The 18,357-nt window shown below is 54.8% G+C and carries 18 protein-coding genes; 10 read left to right on the top strand and 8 right to left on the bottom strand.

Going from position 1 to position 18,357, the window contains the following annotated elements:
* Nucleotides 1–195 precede the first annotated feature (195 nt).
* The gene (locus AQ981_RS12775) at nt 196–654 is read left to right on the top strand and encodes a YbaK/EbsC family protein (protein WP_058912126.1); all 459 of its coding nucleotides are present in this window, start codon (nt 196–198) and stop codon (nt 652–654) included.
* Here AQ981_RS12775 and AQ981_RS12770 read toward each other — a convergent pair.
* From AQ981_RS12770 to AQ981_RS12760, 3 genes are all read right to left on the bottom strand, one after another.
* Nucleotides 648–1,892 carry an MFS transporter gene (locus AQ981_RS12770; protein WP_058912125.1) on the bottom strand — a complete coding sequence of 415 codons (1,245 nt, stop codon included), beginning with the start codon at nt 1,890–1,892 and terminating at the stop codon, nt 648–650. The genes AQ981_RS12775 and AQ981_RS12770 overlap by 7 nt on opposite strands.
* Before the next feature lie 288 nt (nt 1,893–2,180).
* A complete protein-coding gene (gene bglJ, locus AQ981_RS12765) occupies nt 2,181–2,834 on the bottom strand; it encodes a DNA-binding transcriptional activator BglJ (RefSeq protein WP_058912124.1) in 654 nt (217 codons plus the stop codon).
* Nucleotides 2,825–3,514 (bottom strand): response regulator transcription factor, encoded by a 690-nt coding sequence (locus tag AQ981_RS12760; RefSeq protein WP_058912123.1) that lies wholly within the window; start codon nt 3,512–3,514, stop codon nt 2,825–2,827. Before AQ981_RS12760 ends, bglJ begins: the two co-directional genes overlap by 10 nt.
* Before the next feature lie 898 nt (nt 3,515–4,412).
* Between AQ981_RS12760 and AQ981_RS12755 the strand changes: the two genes are divergently transcribed.
* The 5 genes from AQ981_RS12755 to AQ981_RS12735 all read left to right on the top strand — a co-directional run bounded on the left by AQ981_RS12755 (nt 4,413) and on the right by AQ981_RS12735 (nt 7,693).
* A complete protein-coding gene (locus tag AQ981_RS12755) occupies nt 4,413–5,189 on the top strand; it encodes a threonine/serine exporter family protein (protein WP_058912122.1) in 777 nt (258 codons plus the stop codon).
* A complete protein-coding gene (locus AQ981_RS12750; protein ID WP_058912121.1) occupies nt 5,180–5,653 on the top strand; it encodes a threonine/serine exporter in 474 nt (157 codons plus the stop codon). Before AQ981_RS12755 ends, AQ981_RS12750 begins: the two co-directional genes overlap by 10 nt.
* A 109-nt stretch (nt 5,654–5,762) precedes the next feature.
* Entirely contained in the window at nt 5,763–6,302 is a 540-nt protein-coding gene (dnaT, locus tag AQ981_RS12745; protein WP_058912120.1) for a primosomal protein DnaT, read from the top strand.
* A 2-nt stretch (nt 6,303–6,304) separates the two neighbouring features.
* Complete coding sequence (gene dnaC, locus AQ981_RS12740) at nt 6,305–7,042, top strand: replicative helicase loader DnaC (protein ID WP_058912119.1); 738 nt, start codon at nt 6,305–6,307, stop codon at nt 7,040–7,042.
* A gap of 159 nt (nt 7,043–7,201) precedes the next feature.
* Entirely contained in the window at nt 7,202–7,693 is a 492-nt protein-coding gene (locus AQ981_RS12735; protein ID WP_058912118.1) for a YjjA family protein, read from the top strand.
* Between the two features lie 53 nt (nt 7,694–7,746).
* Here the strand turns inward: AQ981_RS12735 and AQ981_RS12730 are convergent, their stop codons facing one another.
* On the bottom strand, nt 7,747–9,021 hold the full coding sequence (locus AQ981_RS12730) for an L-cysteine desulfidase family protein (RefSeq protein WP_058912117.1): 1,275 nt from the start codon (nt 9,019–9,021) through the stop codon (nt 7,747–7,749).
* A gap of 537 nt (nt 9,022–9,558) precedes the next feature.
* Between AQ981_RS12730 and opgB the strand changes: the two genes are divergently transcribed.
* Entirely contained in the window at nt 9,559–11,877 is a 2,319-nt protein-coding gene (gene opgB / locus AQ981_RS12725) for a phosphatidylglycerol--membrane-oligosaccharide glycerophosphotransferase (protein ID WP_058912370.1), read from the top strand.
* 72 nt (nt 11,878–11,949) lie between these two features.
* Here the strand turns inward: opgB and AQ981_RS12720 are convergent, their stop codons facing one another.
* The gene (locus AQ981_RS12720) at nt 11,950–12,966 is read right to left on the bottom strand and encodes an aldo/keto reductase (protein WP_058912116.1); all 1,017 of its coding nucleotides are present in this window, start codon (nt 12,964–12,966) and stop codon (nt 11,950–11,952) included.
* A 102-nt stretch (nt 12,967–13,068) separates the two neighbouring features.
* On the opposite strand from AQ981_RS12720, the gene AQ981_RS12715 reads away from it, so the two are divergent.
* The 3 genes from AQ981_RS12715 to AQ981_RS12705 are packed head-to-tail and all read left to right on the top strand — an operon-like array spanning nt 13,069 to nt 15,758.
* Nucleotides 13,069–13,989, top strand: coding sequence for a LysR family transcriptional regulator (locus tag AQ981_RS12715; RefSeq protein WP_058912115.1), 921 nt, complete (start codon nt 13,069–13,071; stop codon nt 13,987–13,989).
* A 9-nt stretch (nt 13,990–13,998) separates the two neighbouring features.
* Entirely contained in the window at nt 13,999–14,526 is a 528-nt protein-coding gene (locus tag AQ981_RS12710; RefSeq protein WP_058912114.1) for a GNAT family N-acetyltransferase, read from the top strand.
* A gap of 23 nt (nt 14,527–14,549) precedes the next feature.
* On the top strand, nt 14,550–15,758 hold the full coding sequence (locus AQ981_RS12705) for an MFS transporter (RefSeq protein WP_058912113.1): 1,209 nt from the start codon (nt 14,550–14,552) through the stop codon (nt 15,756–15,758).
* On the opposite strand, the gene AQ981_RS12700 is transcribed toward AQ981_RS12705, so the two are convergent.
* The 3 genes from AQ981_RS12700 to AQ981_RS26110 all read right to left on the bottom strand — a co-directional run bounded on the left by AQ981_RS12700 (nt 15,727) and on the right by AQ981_RS26110 (nt 17,993).
* Nucleotides 15,727–16,569, bottom strand: coding sequence for a GNAT family N-acetyltransferase (locus AQ981_RS12700; RefSeq protein ID WP_058912112.1), 843 nt, complete (start codon nt 16,567–16,569; stop codon nt 15,727–15,729). The genes AQ981_RS12705 and AQ981_RS12700 overlap by 32 nt on opposite strands.
* A gap of 50 nt (nt 16,570–16,619) precedes the next feature.
* Entirely contained in the window at nt 16,620–17,651 is a 1,032-nt protein-coding gene (locus AQ981_RS12695) for a C45 family autoproteolytic acyltransferase/hydrolase (RefSeq protein WP_058912111.1), read from the bottom strand.
* A 138-nt stretch (nt 17,652–17,789) separates the two neighbouring features.
* On the bottom strand, nt 17,790–17,993 hold the full coding sequence (locus tag AQ981_RS26110; RefSeq protein ID WP_275935308.1) for a helix-turn-helix domain-containing protein: 204 nt from the start codon (nt 17,991–17,993) through the stop codon (nt 17,790–17,792).
* Nucleotides 17,994–18,357: the final 364 nt, after the last annotated feature.

The raw sequence follows: 18,357 nt of genomic DNA, 5'->3' as shown, positions 1-18,357 counted from the left end.
TCACATCCCTCAATTGAATGATTATTCCAAAAATTAGCAATACCATTCAGAAACTAGCGCTATCCATGCATATTGTAAATATCCACGGCAGGAGGATGAGACCCTGCACGCACGCCGTATCACCGTGAATGCTAACGGTTTACAGCAGGCCCCCGCTTGTGACAGATTATTTGCCGAAATCACCAGGAGAAAAGCATGAGCCTGCAGTCTGTCCGGCAGTTCCTTGCCGAAAATGCCCCCGACATCGCAATCATCGAACTGAACCAAAGTACCGCCACCGTTGAGCTTGCCGCCGCCGCGCACCGGGTAGAACCCGGACAAATCGCCAAAACGCTGTCTCTCAAGATAAAAGATCGGGTCATTCTGATCGTGGCGAAAGGCGACACCCGCCTCGACAATAAAAAACTCAAAGAGGTGTTCGGAGCGAAAGCCCGTATGCTGAGTAGTGATGAGGTCGTCAGTTGTACCGGCCATCCGGTGGGCGGTGTCTGTCCATTCGGTCTGGAAAATCCGCTGGAGGTCTACTGCGACATCTCTCTGCGCCAGTACGATGAAGTTCTGCCAGCGGCAGGCGCCATCCATAGCGCCATCCGTATTTCACCGCAGCGACTGGCGGAAATCACCCGCGCCGAGTGGGTGGATGTCTGTCAGTGAGCGGAATGCTGTGATGCTTCACCGTTGACTCTGTCGGTAATCACCATACCGCGAGTTTCCCGGCCGAAAGCGACGAAGGTACAGATCAATACCGCAACGACGCCGGCGACGCAGGCCATGGCAAAACCGTAATCCCCCTGATGGTGCTCGGCAATGCTGGCCTGTAGGGTCGCATTTACCGAAGCGATCAGATTGCCTAACTGGTAGACAAACCCAGGCAATACGGCGCGCGCATTGGCGGGTACCAGCTCATTAAGCCAGGTTGGAACCACGCCCCAGGCGCCCTGTACCATGAACTGCATCAGGAATGCGCCAAGGCCGATGGTAAAAGAACCGCTGGAAAAGGCCCACAGCGGCAGTACCGGTAGCGCCAGAAAAGCGGCAATCATCATCGCTTTCTTACGCCCGATATGTTCTGACAGCGAGCCAAAGAAAATACCGCCCAGCATCGCGGCGATGTTATAGAAGATAGCGATAATACTGACGGTATGTGGTTCAAAACCGTGCTGCACTTTCAGAAAGGTGGGATAGAGATCCTGAGTACCGTGACTGAAAAAGTTAAAGCAGGCCATCACCGCCACCAGATACAGACATAGCTTCCAGTGGGTGCGAATCACCGGCAGTAGCGCCGTGCTCTCTTTACGCTGCCGCGCCGCCAGCCAGACCGGCGATTCCGGCACCTTAAACCAGATATACGGCAGCAGCAGAATCGGTAGCGCGCCGATCAGGAACATCCCGCGCCATCCCACCCATTCCCAGGCCAGCCCAAAAACCACGGAAGCCAGTAAGTATCCACACGGATAGCCCGCCTGAAAGATCCCTGACATCAGACCGCGCGAACGATCCGGAATGGTTTCCATGGCCAGCGAAGAGGCGACGCCCCAGACTCCGCCCATCGCAATGCCGTAAAACAGGCGGAATGCCAGAAAGGCCTCAAAAGAAGGAGACCAGGCGGAAAGCAACTCGAAAATGGAAAACAGAGTGATGTTGAGCATCAGAATCGGCCGCCGCCCGAATTTTTCCGCCAGCCGACCAAACAACAATGCGCCAATTGGCCTGACGGCCAGGGTGAGCATAACAGCCAGAGACACCTCCGACATGCTGGCCTGGAAATAACCCGCCAGATCGCTGAGCACAAACACCAGAATAAAAAAATCAAACGCATCCAGCATCCAGGCCGAGAAACTGGCGGTCGCCACATGGCGCTGAACGGGCGTCCAGTTAAGAGGAGTAAACATAGAATTGTCCTGTCTTTCAAAAAACCGCGCAAAGCAGTGAAATGCGCGCCATGGCCTGGCAAGGAGAGGGTGAGGTGACCTTGTCGGGATGGCGACGCCAACCCTTGATTAACATTATGTTAATAAAATGTTTATAGCAGTTATCACGCAGTTGCGTATCAGACTAATTATTTCATAGTGTAATATAAGGATGATAAATATTACAAAATAAACACATCTATATGTTTTATAATGATTTATTACAGGCAGAAAAAACCCTCTCAAAATGAGAGGGTATCGGGGAAAAACTTAGCAGGCGCCCGGACGGCTGAGAACAATATCGGCAGCGTTAAGCAAATCCATATCCTTGTGGACGCCCAGCTTGGTCATAGCATTGAATTTGTGGGCGCGTATTGTCTTAATATTGCGGTTAAGATGCTGTGCTATCTGCGAGATAGAGTAGCCATCGGTCAGAAACTGCAGGATCCGCCGCTCAGTCGGGCTCAGCATGCGTACTGTCTGGCTCAGATACCAGTGGTTATGCTGGGTGTCGCTGTCTCTACCGCGATCGCTTAACAGCAGCGACAGCCCTTCACGAAAATGGGCCAGCGGTTCGGTTTTATTAAATACGCCGTGCAACGGTACCGACAGTAACTGGCAAACCAGACGCGATTCAACGCTGTCGTTGGCCATCACCACCCGTTGCGTATCGGGAAAGCGGTTGGCCAGCTCGGTTAAAGACATAAAACATTCCCGCCGATGTTCGCGGGTACCATTAAGGGAAAAAATAACCGTTTTATATTGCCCGCTATCAAGAGTTTTTCGGCACTCTTCGTAATGCTGAAAGCAGTGCAGTTGGGTTGCGCTAAAAGCATTATCCCGCAATAACATGCGAATACCGACGGTACTCATGGCGCACTGTTCAATGAGGGCGATATTTCTGGAAGGACGCATTAGTTCCATTCTCCGGCCTCCTTTTTAGAAGACAGAAGATTTAATTCCCACATGCCATGCAAACTGTTTATCCATGCATACATCTCGGCATTGCTGCGTAATGATAAACGCCGCATCGCACTATTTTTTTGCGCGCTGATGGTTTTATTACTCTTATTCAGCAATGATGAAATCTGATTAATACTCCAGCCCTTCGCCAGCAGACGCAACACCCTGCGCTCCGACAACGTCAGCGACAACATACTGGTTTGTGCGGAAATATCATTATGGCTACCGGTATCTGGCTCCAGCGGCGAATGTGTTAAATCATCTTTCGACAATGTTTGCTGGATAGCGCCAATTAACTCTTCCAGTGACAGACGGTTAGAGAGTAATGTATTACCGGATTTTAGTAGCGGTTCAATGAGCTCTGGCGCGACGGTTCCCGGAATTAAAAATATCGCGGGTGTAATGCATCCTTCCTGAAGCGCGGTTATTGTGCGGATATCACTTTCGATCTCTTCCCGCTCGCCGCTGAGATCGCCGACTAATAGTGCAGACTGTGCTAATAATTCCGCTGAAAGAACATTTGTTCCCGGGCAAAAAAAGACGGAATACGAGGAAAAATGTTTACTAATCCCCTGGCTCAACCCCATTACCACCAGGGGAAAACGACTCATAACAATAATCCGTTGGCTTCCATGTAACATATCTACCTCCTGTAGTATTATCACAATTCATATGAAAATTTTATAATTAATCGCAATTAATCAATTCCATGAATAATCACTATCCCAAAAGCGCAGAGAAAATCACAAACTGAAATAGCAAAAATACAACAATGTATTCAATAGGTTATATAGACGGACTCAATAGATATGATTTACCGTATAATTATAAAAAAATTTAAAGCATATGCATTTTAAAAAGAGATAGAACTGCTGTCAACAAACATCCTTGATAATATAATTCAGAAAAACCACTTTATAGTTAGCCAATAAATAATGTATTCACCCTACGATATAGTATAAAAATGGCTATACATAAAATATGAAAATCATTCTCACTCGCTATATTATCCACACACCTCTTTACATCACCCATACTAATGAGAAGCAAATATCAATAATTTCATCAACCGAATCATTTAAAATATACTTTAAAAACCGAGCGTTATCATTGACAAGAATATTCAACGGACAACCATTCCCCTGATTAACATTAGTTCTATAAATTCATATTAATAAATAACATTTCATAAAAAGATATATCATTCATATAAAAAAATAATACACAATTCATTGCCAGGCGTTTCATTAATCCAACTCATGATTCTTTTTTTGCTCTTCCTGCTGTCATAACCACCAATCTATTTAGCTGATATATAAAACACCTAACCTTGCCGCAATAAAACTTATAAAAATCTGTAGGGTTCTTATACACACACCCAGAGAAAAACGTGATGCAAGTCACGTTCATGATGTAAAAAAGAGTAACCATGAATAAGTCACGAAAATTTGATCAAGACCGCCCCGTCGTTTTACCCGCACTGTGGTAATAATGTGGGTTCGATTTGCCGAACAGCTTACTTTGATTCCCGGATTTACCATGACGATTCAGGACGCCAGTCAGCGGGAGATTACCCGCTTAAGCATACAGTGCGCGCTGTTTTTACTCCAGCACGGAGCAGAAAGCGCGCTGGTTGAAGAACTCTCTACCCGGCTGGGGAAAGCGCTGGGGATGGACAGTGTAGAAAGCTCGATCTCAGCGAATGCTATCGTGCTGACCACCATTAAAGACGGCCAGTGCCTGACCTCTACGCGTAAAAACATCGATCGCGGAATCAACATGCACGTAGTCACAGAAGTCCAGCACATTGTGATTATGGCCGAGCACCGCCTGTTGGACCATCAGGGAGTGGAGAAGCGTTTTGCGCATATTAAGCCGCTGCGCTACCCACGCTGGGCGGTGGTGCTGATGGTAGGACTCTCCTGCGGCTGCTTCTGTAAACTGAACGACGGCGGCTGGGACGGCGCGCTGGTCGCGTTCTTTGCCGGCGCGATCGCCATGTACGTTCGCCAGACGCTGACACAGCGCCACATGCATCCGCAGATCAACTTTTGCCTTACCGCCTTTGTGGCGACATCGGTTTCCGGGTTGTTGCTGGCTACGCCGCCGTTTGCCGATACATCAACCATCGCTATGGCCGCCAGCGTATTACTGCTGGTTCCCGGCTTCCCGCTGATTAACGCCGTCGCCGATATGTTTAAAGGACACGTCAATACTGGTCTGGCTCGCTGGGCGATGGCCAGTCTATTGACGCTCGCTACCTGTATCGGCGTCGTTATGGCGCTCACGCTCTGGGGGCTGCGCGGATGGGCATAATCACGTTTATTGTGACGCTGGTGCAGGATATGGCGCTTTCCGCCATCCCGGCGGTGGGTTTCGCGATGGTATTCAACGTACCGATGCGCGCCCTGCCCTGGTGCGCGCTACTCGGCGCCATCGGCCATGCCACACGCATGGTGCTGATGACCACCGGCTTCGGTATTGAATGGAGTACGTTTATTGCTTCTATTCTGGTGGGGAGTATCGGGATTCAGTGGTCGCGCTGGTATCTGGCGCATCCGAAAGTCTTTACCGTGGCGGCGGTTATCCCGATGTTTCCGGGGATTTATGCCTATACCGCCATGATTTCCGCGGTCAAACTGGCCCATTTCGGCTACAGCGAGCCGCTGATGATAACTCTGGTGACCAACTTTCTGAAGGCGGCCTTTATTGTTGGCGCGCTCTCCATCGGGCTTTCATTGCCGGGGCTGTGGCTATACCGCAAACGTCCGCGGGTGTGAACCTGGCCCGCAGGCAACTGCGGGCGTCACGACCTCCTCCCGCCCTTCACGCTATGCTACTATGTGGTCTGACGCCCTTTCTATTTATTGCCTGGTATTGAGATATGTTATGTCATCGCGAATTTTGACGACCGATGTGAGCGCTATTGAAGCTTTCATGCAGGATTACGCGCCAGTCCTGGCAAAAGCGCAAAGCGGCGCCGTGGCTGTCTTCGCCAATAACGCGCCGGCCTTTTACGCGCTGACGCCGGAACGGCTGGCGCAGTTGCTGGCGCTGGAAGAAAAGCTGGCAGCGCCCGTCAGCGATGTCACGCTGGAGGCGCCGTTCTTTGAAGAGCCGTCCGCTGCTCCCGCTGCGGCCCCGTTGGGTAAATTCGCCATGTATTCCACCTGGCAGCCCGATGTGGATTTCCAGCGTCTGGCCGCGCTATGGGGCATCGCCCTGACTCAGCCAGTTACCGACGAAGAGCTGGCGGCTTTTATCGCCTACTGGCAGGCGGAAGGCAAAGTATTCCATCACGTTCAATGGCAGCAAAAACTGGCCCGCAGCGTACAGACCGGCCGGATGCGTAACGGCGGCCAGCCGCCGCGCGATATTAACGCCGTCAGCGAACCCGATAATCAAATTCCACCGGGCTTCAGAGGTTGAAGATGAAAGACGTTGCTGAACTCATGAAACGCCTGCAAAAAATGATGCCGGCCAATATCAAACCGGCCTTCAAAACCGGGGAAGAGTTACTGGCCTGGCAAAAAGAGCAGGGTGAACTGCGCTCGGCGGCCCTCGCCCGCGAGAATCGCGCCATGAAGATGCAGCGCACCTTTAACCGTTCCGGTATTCGTCCGCTGCATCAGAATTGTTCGTTTGATAACTATCGGGTGGAAAACGAGGGGCAGATGAACGCGCTGTCCAAAGCGCGCCAGTATGTGGAAGAGTTTGACGGTAACATCGCCAGCTTTATTTTTTCCGGTAAACCGGGGACCGGTAAAAACCACCTCGCCGCGGCGATCTGCAACGAACTGCTGTTACGCGGCAAATCAGTCCTGATCATCACTGTCGCCGATATCATGTCGGCGATGAAAGGCACCTTTGGCAACCGGGAGACCAGTGAGGAGCAGTTACTGAACGATTTGAGCAATGTCGACCTGCTGGTGATCGATGAGATCGGCATGCAGACCGAATCCCGCTATGAAAAGGTAATCATCAATCAGCTAGTCGATCGTCGCTCCTCCTCCAAACGCCCTACCGGTATGCTGACCAACAGCAATATGGATGAAATGAACAAGCTGCTGGGCGAACGCGTCATGGATCGTATGCGTCTCGGCAACAGCCTGTGGGTGATCTTCAACTGGGACAGCTATCGCAGCCGGGTAACCGGTAAAGAATACTGATTTGCCAGGAATAATCCGGAACCCTGTACTTTACTTAATAAACGCGGGCTCCCTGCCCGATGCAGGTTTATGCTGCTCGCAACAGGCGTACCGCCGTGCGCCATCCTGTCCGTCACCACTGAATGCCATGGTGGGACACATCCTGACAAGAGTATCGCTATGAAGCTTTCACACCGTAGTCTTTATGCCGCCCTCGCGGCCGCAACCCTGTTCAGCGCCTCTGCGTTGGCCGCGAACTGGCAGGATCAACTTTCCAGCGCCGCCGGGCAGCTCAGCCAGTCGGGAACCTCCACCAGCCAGAGCGGCAGTTCCATCGCGTCGCTGACCAGTTTGCTTAACGGCGGCAATCAGGCCCTGAGCTCCGGCAGCATGACCAACGCCGCGGGTATCCTCCAGTACTGTATGAAACAGAAACTGGTCGCCGCCACCAGCACAGAAAACGTTAAGAACCAGTTACTGGATAAGCTTGGGCTATCCAGCGCCCAGGAACAGCAGAAAACCGATTATCAGCAGGGTCTGATGGGTCTGCTCAACACAGGCAACGGGCAGCAGTTGAATCTGAATAATATCGGCAGCACGCCGCTGGCGGAAAAGGTCAAAACCAAAGCCTGCGATCTGGTGCTCAAACAGGGCGTCAACTACCTGTCCTGACAGCAAAAAGGGAGCCGTTCCGCGCTCCCTTCACTTCCCTGCTTTGCGGGCGCTTACTTACTGGCCATAATGGTAATAATTTCTTTATCGGTGTGCGCCATCGGCCTGACCACCAGGCGACACAGATTATCGATAGTCTGCTCCACATCCTCGCCGACAATTCCGTCGTTAGCGCTGGCCTGGCTCTGCTGTAGCGCCATCAGCACCGCTTTAAAGGCGCTGGATACCGTTGACGAGACTTTCATTGCACAACTGTTCGATGCGCCGTCGCAAATGATGCCACTGACGTCGCTGACCATATTGATGATGGCGCTGTTCACCGCCTTCAGATCCCGGCTGAACAGCCACGCCATACCCGCTGCCGCCCCCATTGCCGCGGTTGACGCCGCGCACAGCGCGGAAAGCCGGGTATAGCGGGCATGAATTGAAATCGCCACCAGATGGGACAGCGCCAGCGCCCGGGCCAGGGTATCGTCGTCGACGTTCAGGTGACGAGCCACGGTCACAACCGGGATCGTGGCCGTAATTCCCTGGTTGCCGGAACCAAAATTCGACATAGCCGGCACCGCCGCGCCGCCCATACGGGCATCAGAAGCTGCAACGGTATTAATGATAATGGCGCTCATCAGATCATTACTCATCATGCCGCTTTCTACCGCCGCCGCGAGGGTACCATTAATGTTGAGGCCATATTTACGCTGGCGCCCCTCAGCCGACAGGGCCATATTGAGCCGCGCCGCCTCCAGCATAAACGCAATTTCCGCCGCCGGGATCTGACTGATGAATCTGAACGCTTCACCCACGGTAAATCCGGCCAGTTCCCGCTGTTGATCGCCGTCGCCAGCCTGGGGGATCGTCACCGGCGCACCATCCACATACAGTCCAACGACCCGGGTATGGGCCCCGATCACCACCACCCGACAACAGTGTTCTCCAGCCTGCAGCGTTAAATCAATATGGATAAAATCCGCGGTATCCCGGGCTTCGATCGCCACGGCGCCAGCGGCGACCAGCTCCTGAGCCTGGCCCACCACAGCGCCGCTAATTCCCTGCAGCGTCTGAAGCCCCTTTTGCGCATCGCCGCCCAACGCGCCAATTGCTGCCGCCAGCGCGACGCCGGAGACACTGGTACCGGGGATCGTCACGCCCATTGCGTTTTTGTACAGGTTAGCGGAAATGAATCCGCGGATACTTTCGCAGGAGGACGGAAGATAGCTGGCCGCACAGGCTGCGGCGAACGCCACGGCAACCGGCTCAGTACAGCCCAGCGCCGGCGTAACTTCTCTTTTCAGCCATTCCATTAATAATGGGGAGTATTCGGCATTCATAGCACATCTCTTTGGTCGCGCAGTCTCAATAGTGATTACTGTAATTGACCAGCCGAAGAAATTTTTACTCAAATACCGCGGGCTATCCGCTTCCGGGAGAAAATTTTTCTCTCCTTTGTCTTCTCCACACAGCGGACGCCAGAAAATACATTCAATAAACAAATAATTAAAAATAAACTCATTTACCAGACCAGAGGAAAAAAGAGAGATTTTCTCCCGACGCGCCAGAAGGAGCAAATGCCCGCTAACAGCGCTCAACATGAAGTCAGATAGTTCACGTAACAGCAGGCAATAAATTTAACAACTGACTAATGGACAGTTAATTACACCAACCCGGCCGCTACGACCAACACAAAAAAAAAGAATCCTCTGATGTGACGCGACACACAATATTGCTTTTCTAAACTAAGTCTGAATAAAGGCACAGTTCTTTGAAGGTAGCATTGCAGCAACATGACAACGTCGTTAAATTGAGCAGCGAAAAATGTCATGGGCGCCTGTTCGCAGGGTCGTTTAGTTCTGGATGAGGTTTCGGAGTTGTCAGAGTTACTTTCTGTCGCGCTGTTTATTGCTTCAATCGCGATTTATGCCCTTAAAGCGGGCCGCAATACCTGGTGGTTTATTGCCACCCTGGTCGTGCTTGGCCTGTTTGTTATCCTGAATATCACCCTTTATGCCAGTAACTATTTTACCGGCGAAGGGATCAACGACGCGGTACTCTACACGCTGACCAACAGCCTGGCCGGAGCGGGAGTCAGTAAGTACCTGCTACCAGGCGCAGGCCTGATACTGGTACTGACGGCGGTATTTGGCGGCCTTGCCTGGCTACTGCGCCGCCGTAGTCATTTGCCCCACCATATGGGCTATAGCCTACTGGCACTGGTACTGGCGCTGGCGTCAGTGGATGCCAGTCCGGCGTTCCGCCAGATAACCGAACTGGTGAAATCCCAGACCCGTGACGGCGACCCGGATTTTCGTATCTATTATAAAGAGCCCGGAAAAACCATTCCGACGCCCAAATATAATCTGGTGTACATCTATGGGGAGAGCCTGGAGCGTACCTATTTTAACGACCAGGCCTTCCCCGGTCTGACGCCGGAACTGGGGAAACTGAAATCTGAAGGGCTGGATTTCAGCCATACCGGGCAGTTACCGGGGATGGATTACACGATCGCCGGGATGGTGGCCTCGCAGTGTGGTGTCCCGCTGTTCGCGCCCTTTGAGGGCAACGCCTCATCGTCGGTTTCGAGCTTCTTCCCGCAGAACGTCTGTCTGGGGGATATCCTGAAGAATTCCGGTTATGAAAACTACTTTATCCAGGGCGCCAACCTGCGCTTCGCCGGAAAAGACGTGTTTTTGAAATCCCACGGTTTCGATCACCTCTACGGGGCGGAAGAACTGAAAACCGTGGTCGACGATCCCAACTATCGTAACGACTGGGGTTTTTACGACGATGTGGTGCTCGATCAGGTGTGGAAGAAATATGAAGAGCTGTCGCAGGCCGGTAAGCGTTTCTCGCTGTTTACCCTGACCGTTGATACCCACCATCCGGACGGGTTTGTTTCCCGCAGTTGCGAGCGCAAAAGCTATACCTTTGACGGCAAGGTGAACCAGTCCTTTAGCGCGGTGACCTGCAGCCAGCAGCATGTTGCGGCGCTGATTGAAAAAATCAAAGCCTCGCCGTGGTTTAAAGATACCATCATTGTCGTCTCTTCCGACCATCTGGCGATGAACAATAGCGCCTGGAAATACCTTAACCAGCACGATCGCAACAACCTGTTTTTTATCCTGCGCGGCGATAACCCGCAGGCGGAACTGAACGGAGTGAAACGCAACGCGATGGATAACGGCGCCACGGTGCTGGATATGCTGGGTGGCGACAACTATCTTGGTCTGGGACGCAGCAGTTTGTCCGGAGAATCGCTGTCGACCGTGTTCCTGAACATGAAAGAGAAAATCCTCGCCTGGAAACCTGACGTGATCAGGCTGTGGAACTTCCCGAAGAAAATCGATGATTTCACTATCGATCAGCAGAAAAACAGCATTGCCTTTTCCGGTTCACGCTTCCGTTTGCCGCTGTTGCTGCGGGTTTCCGATGACCGCGTAGAACCGCTGCCGGAAAGCGAGTATTCCGCACCACTGCGCTACCAGTTGGCCAATTTCGCCCCGCGGGACAACTTTATTTGGGTCGATCGCTGCTACAAGATGGCGCGCCTGTGGAAACCTGAACTGGCGCTGTCCACCGACTTGTGCGTTTCCCAGGGGCAATTAGGAGGAACCCAAACTGTGCAGCGGGTTGACAGCCCGCAGTGGTCTGCAAAAGCGGCGTTTGGCCGCAGCGTGATTGACATGGGGCGCTACCAGCAATATGTCGATATGCTGAAGATTAACGACAATGATATTCGCTACCCGTCGGACAATTTTGTATTCAGCGTTGCGGGAGCACCGCAAAGCGTTAAAAAGTTCGCCGGCATTTCGCGGCCGGAAGACTGGGGCCGCTGGTCCAATGCGCGGCTGGCGCCGGAAGTGACCATTGAATATAACGACCCGCTACCGGAGAAATTCGATCTGGTGATCACCGCCAAAGCTTTTGGCCCCAATGCCAATCGGCCAATCCCGGTTCGGGTGGGCAACCAGCAGCAGACTGTGACGCTGGGCAATGACGTCAGCACCACAACACTGCATTTCGATAACCCGGATCGCAGTAACGTGCTGACCATTGTGCCGCCTGACCCGCAGTCCACCAACGAAGGCAATATCCTCGGTCACTCACCGCGTCAACTGGGGATCGGTATGGTGGATATTAAGGTGGTGGCAACCCACGATGCCGCTCAGGCAGAACCCGGGCAGGGCTAAGATTGCTGGCTGCTGGCGGGATCAGGGCCGGAGTGATACTCCGGCCTTTTTTATCTGCCGCCTGACAACGGATCAGCCCCTCTCACTATCAAATCCGAAGGCGCGCATCGCCTGTGGAGCATAGCGGAGCCCCTGCACCGGGTGGGCGCTAAGCAGCGCCTCCAGTTCCTCCAGCATCTGCGGCGTCAAATTGCAGGCCAGTGCGGACAGAGCTTCCTCCACGCGCTGCGCCTTACGCATTCCCGGAATGACCGCGACCCCCTGCCCGATCAGCCAGGCGATAGCCAGCGCCGGTAGCGTCATCCCGTGGCGCCGGGCGACAGCGGCCAGTTGCGCCGCCAGCGCCTGGTTATGTTCGAGATTATGCGGGCTAAAGCGCGGCAGCGCGCGCCGGAAATCAGCGCTATCCGACGGCAGTTGAAATCCCTCCGTCAACAGACCGCGGCACAGCGGGCTGTAAGCGACAAAAGCGATCTGCTGTTCGCGGCACCAGTCCAGCACGCCATTGCGTTCCACTGTACGCTCCAGCAGGCTGAACTCTGACTGCACGACGCTCACCGGGCAGCGCTGGTGGATAAACTGTAGCCAGGACAGTCGCGGTTCGCTAAGACCAATCGCCCGCACCATGCCCTGCGCCTTCAACTCTGCCAGCCGTCCGGCCAGCGCCGTCAGCTCACTCTCAGTGGCCTGCGGCGGCAGACGATGGATGTAAAACAGATCGAGATAATCGGTGTTGAGATTGGCCAGCGATTGTTCCAGCTGGCGCTGAATATAATTCGCATCAATACAAATTCCACGTGCCGCCGGGTCGTGGCGATCGCGCACGATCCCTGCCTTGCTGGCCACCAGATAAGATCCCCGCGGTGTACCGGACAACGCCTGCCCGAGCCAGCGTTCATTGTCGCCGAACTGGTAGCAGTCCGCGGTATCAAAGTGCGTTACGCCGTGATCCAGAGCGTATGCCAGCGCCTCCCGCGCTTGTTCGTCGTCGGTGGCGCCATAAAATTCAGAGATGCCCATCGCCCCGAAACCAATAACCGGCAGCGAGACAGCGCTTTGTGAAGTGTGGCGTAATGTCAGGTATTTCATACTTCCTCCTGTGATTGCCTGACCACCTTCCCACGGCTTCCCCGGCAGCGGAATTGCTAATTCTGTGATATAAAAAAAGTATCAGCCCTGCCCGGAGCCGCTATGTTTGCCTTTTCTTCCCTGCCCGGAGTACGTGCGCTACGCTGCTTTCTGGCGGTAGCGCACTACCGCAACTACCGTCAGGCCGCCGACGAGCTGGGTATCAGCCAGCCGCCCCTGACGCGCCAGATCCAGAATCTGGAAGCGCAGCTCGGTACCCGGCTATTTATTCGTGATACTCACCGCGTCACCCTGACCCATAGCGGTGAGCGCCTGGAGCAGTTCGCCAGCCGCTGGTTACAGGAGATGGAGCATTTTATTCCCTCGCTGACCAGCGCCACGCCGCTTCCGGTTCTGGGCATGACCAGCAATCTGGATTTCCGCGCCATTCCCCCTTTTGCTCAGGCGCTGGCGCGCCCTGAAATGCGCGAGATCGTTCTCAGCGAAGGATTAAGCTCCCGGCAGTTACTCAACGGTCTGCTGCGTCGCGACCTCGACCTCGCTCTGGTGGGAGAACGCGTACTGGCCGATCCTCGTCTGTACTATCAGGCGCTATGGCATGAACCGCTGATGCTGGCGTTACCGGAACATCATCCGGCAGCCGCTCAGCCAACGCTGAGCCCAACGCAGCTCGCGGATCTACCGCTTTACTGGTTTGCGCGCCGGGAAAATCCGGCCTTTTATGACAAATGTGAAGCGGTATTCGCTACGCTGGACATACCGCTTACGCGTCAACCGGAAGCCCAGGACACACTGCGCGTTCTGGCGCAGGTGGCCAGAGGTGAAGGTTATGCCCTGCTGCCGGCTTCGGTGTGTTCCGGTTCGCGTCCCGGTCTGTGTTACCGACCGCTGACCGCGGCACTCGCCGGGAAGCTGAATATCACCGTGTTTCTGGCCCGCCGCCAGGAAGAACAGCGTACAGAGATTCTCGCGGCGGCCAGCGCGATAATTAAGCTGTTTGATCTGCCGCTAACGACCGATTAAGGAAAATGGATGTTATCGATTCGCCACGCCACGCTCCAGGATGTCCCCCTGCTGTGTGACATTGAACGCTCCGCCGGCCAGGCATTTCTCAGCATACCGGCGCTGGCCTGGATTGCTGACGACGAGATTCAGAGTCAGGAGTGCCACCGGGAATTTATTCGCCGCCGCCTGGCCTGGGTAGCGACTGACGACCAGAACCGCCCCATCGGATTTATCAACGCCAGCCCGCAGGGTGACGCGCTGTACATCGAAGAGTTATCCGTCAGGCATGAGCGGCAGGGCCAGGGAATCGGACGGCGGCTGGTGGAGCAGGTGATCGCCCATGCCCGCCGGCATGGATTTCGCGGCCTCACTCTGACAACTTTTCGCCAGGTGCCGTGGAATGCGCCATTTTATCAACGGCTGGGATTCACCATCGTGCCGGAAGCGGTTCTACCGGCACATTTGCACACGGCGCTGGAACAGCAGGCCGCCTGCGGCTTTGAGCGCGCCGCCCGCTGCGGGATGCTGCTGACGCTGGCAGAAATACCGCAATAACTAACGCCGCCAAGGGAGAATTTATGACCGCCCGGACTGCCTGGCAAACACTGTACCTCTTTCCCGCTGCGCTGATTCTCTATGAATTCGCCGCATACCTGACCAATGACATGATCCAACCGGGGATCCTGTACGTGGTGCGCGATTTCAACGCCGATCCGTCGCTGGCGCCGGCCTCGATCAGTTTATACATGGCGGGGGGGATGGTTTTACAATGGCTGCTCGGTCCGCTCTCGGATCGCATTGGCCGCCGCCCGGTGTTGATTGCCGGCGCCGCGATCTTTACCCTGGCCTGTCTCGCCACCCTGGCGACCCAGACCATGACGCAGTTCCTGATCGCCCGCTTTATTCAGGGTACCAGTATGTGTTTTATCGCTACGGTGGGCTACGTTACGGTACAGGAAGCATTCAGCGAAACCACGGCAATCCGCATGATGTCGATCATCATCTCCATCACCCTGGTCGCGCCAATTATCGGGCCGCTACTCGGCGCCGTCTTCCTCCACCTGGCCCACTGGAAAATGATGTTTGGCGCAATTGCCGTCATGAGCGCTCTCGGCGGTATCGGGCTACTCCTGTATATGCCGGAAACCGTACAGCAACGCGGCCAGCGTTTTTCGCTGTCAGCCATCTGGCGCGATTTCCGCAGCATTATTGCCAACCCGGTTTTCCTTAGCGGTACGCTGACCATTACCGCCATCTATATTCCCCTGATGAGCTGGGTGGCGATATCACCGCTGGTGCTGATGCAGGATCGCGGTCTGTCCAGCACCGGTTACGCCTGGTCTCAGGTACCGGTATTTGGCTGCGTGATTGTCGGCAACCTGCTGTCCGGCTATCTGGCCGGGAAAAACGCCCATCACAAGGTTCTGCGCCGCTCAGCCCCGCTACTGGTTGCTGCCGGACCGCTGGCGCTGGCGCTGGACCACCTGCTGTCCGGGGGCTGGCCAGGCCCGGTCGCCGGGATGAGTCTGTTCGCCCTGAGCGTCGGACTGATGTTTCCGGTACTGTTCCGCCTGACGCTATTTTCCGACAGCGCCCCGAAAGGCACGGTTTCCGCGACGCTGAATATTATCCTGCTGGCGCTGATGGCGCTGGGCATTGAACTGGCGCGCTGGCTCTGGCAACAATGGGGCAGTGATACCTTTCATCTGATGACCCTGGCCTGCGCCGGGCTATCGATCATCGCTCTGCGGGTATTTATTCAACGTCGGGAACGGGTGGAAAACTGAGCCGCATCTCGTACTGGGATAATGCCATGGGCGCATAACCCGCCGCAGTAAACAGCGGCGTAAATCGTTCCGGCACGCAGACGGACGTGCTGATTCCCGGCCAGCGCCGCCCCAGCGCTTGCAGCAGCGCGAGCGCTTTCCCCTGCCTACGCAGCTCGGGCGCCACATACAGCAAACGCAACTGTGGCGTTGCGGTTAGCCGACTGATAGCCGCCCACGCGTTGTTTTGATAGCGCCACAGAGCGCCGGGAAGGCCATTCAGCGTTGCCGGCGCCATCTGCCACGGCAGCGCCTGCGCCTCGCCGGGCGCCAGGGGCGGAAAAGCGGCGGGATCGAACGCCTGCCATCTTTCTTCTGCGGATAAATCGCCCACATCCGGCAAATCCGTCGCACTGAATCCCAACAGCCGTTGCTGAATCTCAAACCCCAGCGACTGATAGAGCGCCATACCCGACACGTTATCTGCCAGCACCTCCAGACGCATATCGCGTACCCCGTCGCGCGCCAGTTGCGCCACAACCTGCGCCATGCAACGCTTACCCAGCCCCTGGCCACGCCGGGTATCGCTGACCGCAAACGCCGCCAGCCTGGCGGACCAGTCGCGTCGCGCCACCAGCGCTATCGCCGCCGGTTGCTCTCCCGCCATCCAGACCACGGAATCCGGCAGACTAAGATCTTCAGCCATAAAACGCCGGGCAAACCGCTCCGGTGTCATCGACAGCGCAACCGGATAGCCGCGAAAACAAAATGCAAGAATATCCGCCAGTTGTACGATGCTGAAATCCGTTGCCGGGCGCGTTGATAAAACCATCACTCCCCCTGATAAAAACCTTTGATGGCCCTGGTCTATTTACAGCATGATCAAACGGCGTTCAGCGTACCGGATAGTAGCGGAATATGGCGATCCCGCTGCCAGACCTGCCATGTGACAGAGGCATCCGTCAGCGTAAACAGCGCCGTCGCCAGGGTATTTTCATCATCGGGATCGTCCGGCGCCAGGCGGTAAATCGGCAATTGTGGATGCCGGTTATCGGAGAGCAGCGCCTGCATTGCCAACGGCGCCAGCGTTTCGCCCGCCACCTGCATTTTCCACGCTTCCAGTTGCTCCTGGCGCGCCGCGGAACTGGCGGTCACCACCTGCGCCATACCATCCAGTTGCGGATGGATGGCGTGGTTAGCATGGCCGAACGGCGACTGAATCTCCATCACCGAATAACCGCTACCGGTCGCCTCGACGCTAAACATACGCCGATCGCCCATCTGCCCCAGCGTATGGTGAAACGCCCCGGCGCGCGGTTGCGTCGTCAAAATGGTCAGCGCCTCATCCAGCGAAACCGCATTCAACGCGGCGCGCGCCAGCACCTGACGCGGCAACCCCGCGGGTCGCTCCAGAGCGCGAATATTGTTAACCGTATTGACAAGACCCGCTTCATTCACCGCGAAAGTATGGCCACACAGGGAGCCCGGGTAGGCAAAACTGGTAAACGCCATCCCCGCTTCTGGTCGTATTGTCACCAGCGCACAGTCCTCAAGTAACTGGGGGAAACCGTCCTCATTATGAGCAATGGCCCATGCACCATTGTCGGAAAACCCCGCCACTGTCGTGCAACCATCGGAAGTTGAACGAACTAAATCACCGCGACAGTTCCAGGCAAACACCTCCTCAAACGGCGCATCAAGCCCCTCAGCCAGGCCCTCCAGTTCGGAAAAAATCGCCGGAAAGGCGCTTTGGGTCAGTTGCTGCATCAGCCTGGCATGGTCGGAATCTTTCAGGGCCATCACCCGCTGCCACAGGGAGGTCCGGGTAATTTTTTTATGATAAGCGTCGCGCCCGAACTGACCGAGCTGTTGTCCCGTCTGCCAGGGCGAACCGGTGAAAGAAAGCATCTTCATCTGCAATTTCCTGCTGCGCATTGTGTGGTAAAAATACAGTAATCGCAGATCGGTAACACCCCGCCTGCCGTTGTCTGCCATCGTATCATGACCAACGATATTTCACCGGATGCCTGTTGACTGACACAGTCATACCCTTTAATCGCCAGGCTTACTTACGCCATCGAATGGAGGAGGGAGTCGGGTGAGATCCCGGCAAAGCATCAGGGCAGCGGAACTGGTGGTATTAAATCCCATATTACCGATCATCCGGTTACGGCAGGCATAAACGGTTTTGACAGAAATATCCAGCAACCCGGCGATGGTCGCCATATCCTTACCACTCATAATGTTATCAAGGATCAGTTGCTCGCGGAGTTACTACAACCGCAAGGAAACAATAAATCACCTGCAGCCAACATGGAGCTTTTATAAGATCCCGGCTCTTCCCTGCCAGAAATCACTCCTCAGCGCCTGGTCAGCGCCATTCAGGCCCCAGTGAACCGTAACTCCGGAGCCTCTCCATGGATAACATCGTTCAGGTATGTATCGCTCCTGACGGGTCATCGCCGGCAATGAGCCCGCGACAACAGACGTGTTCATAGTGATTATTGGCGCCGACTTCCTGCGCATCGAAGTGATCGATGATCACTCAGGCCGGGCGCTCTGGCCCCTGGTAATATCAGACAAACAAAAAAGCCCCATGCTTGCGCATGAGGCTTTTCTG

The organism is Entomohabitans teleogrylli (assembly GCF_001484765.1).
In the GTDB taxonomy this organism is placed as follows: Bacteria; Pseudomonadota; Gammaproteobacteria; order Enterobacterales; family Enterobacteriaceae; genus Entomohabitans; species Entomohabitans teleogrylli.
The sequence above is the reverse complement of the archived record's forward strand: the minus strand, read 5'-3'. Positions and strand labels throughout refer to the sequence as shown.

Bases quoted from the DNA above. Each gene is read 5' to 3' on its own strand.
- AQ981_RS12770 (WP_058912125.1), bottom strand. From the start codon at position 1,892: ATGTTTACTCCTCTTAACTGGACGCCCGTTCAGCGCCATGTGGCGACC.
- AQ981_RS12755 (WP_058912122.1), top strand. From the start codon at position 4,413: ATGACGATTCAGGACGCCAGTCAGCGGGAGATTACCCGCTTAAGCATA.
- AQ981_RS12700 (WP_058912112.1), bottom strand. From the start codon at position 16,569: ATGGTTTTATCAACGCGCCCGGCAACGGATTTCAGCATCGTACAACTG.
- AQ981_RS12735 (WP_058912118.1), top strand. From the start codon at position 7,202: ATGAAGCTTTCACACCGTAGTCTTTATGCCGCCCTCGCGGCCGCAACC.
- dnaC (WP_058912119.1), top strand. From the start codon at position 6,305: ATGAAAGACGTTGCTGAACTCATGAAACGCCTGCAAAAAATGATGCCG.
- AQ981_RS12720 (WP_058912116.1), bottom strand. From the start codon at position 12,966: ATGAAATACCTGACATTACGCCACACTTCACAAAGCGCTGTCTCGCTG.
- bglJ (WP_058912124.1), bottom strand. From the start codon at position 2,834: ATGGAACTAATGCGTCCTTCCAGAAATATCGCCCTCATTGAACAGTGC.
- AQ981_RS12695 (WP_058912111.1), bottom strand. From the start codon at position 17,651: ATGAAGATGCTTTCTTTCACCGGTTCGCCCTGGCAGACGGGACAACAG.
- AQ981_RS12730 (WP_058912117.1), bottom strand. From the start codon at position 9,021: ATGAATGCCGAATACTCCCCATTATTAATGGAATGGCTGAAAAGAGAA.
- AQ981_RS12710 (WP_058912114.1), top strand. From the start codon at position 13,999: ATGTTATCGATTCGCCACGCCACGCTCCAGGATGTCCCCCTGCTGTGT.
- AQ981_RS12750 (WP_058912121.1), top strand. From the start codon at position 5,180: ATGGGCATAATCACGTTTATTGTGACGCTGGTGCAGGATATGGCGCTT.
- AQ981_RS12705 (WP_058912113.1), top strand. From the start codon at position 14,550: ATGACCGCCCGGACTGCCTGGCAAACACTGTACCTCTTTCCCGCTGCG.
- AQ981_RS12775 (WP_058912126.1), top strand. From the start codon at position 196: ATGAGCCTGCAGTCTGTCCGGCAGTTCCTTGCCGAAAATGCCCCCGAC.
- AQ981_RS12715 (WP_058912115.1), top strand. From the start codon at position 13,069: ATGTTTGCCTTTTCTTCCCTGCCCGGAGTACGTGCGCTACGCTGCTTT.
- AQ981_RS12760 (WP_058912123.1), bottom strand. From the start codon at position 3,514: ATGTTACATGGAAGCCAACGGATTATTGTTATGAGTCGTTTTCCCCTG.
- dnaT (WP_058912120.1), top strand. From the start codon at position 5,763: ATGTCATCGCGAATTTTGACGACCGATGTGAGCGCTATTGAAGCTTTC.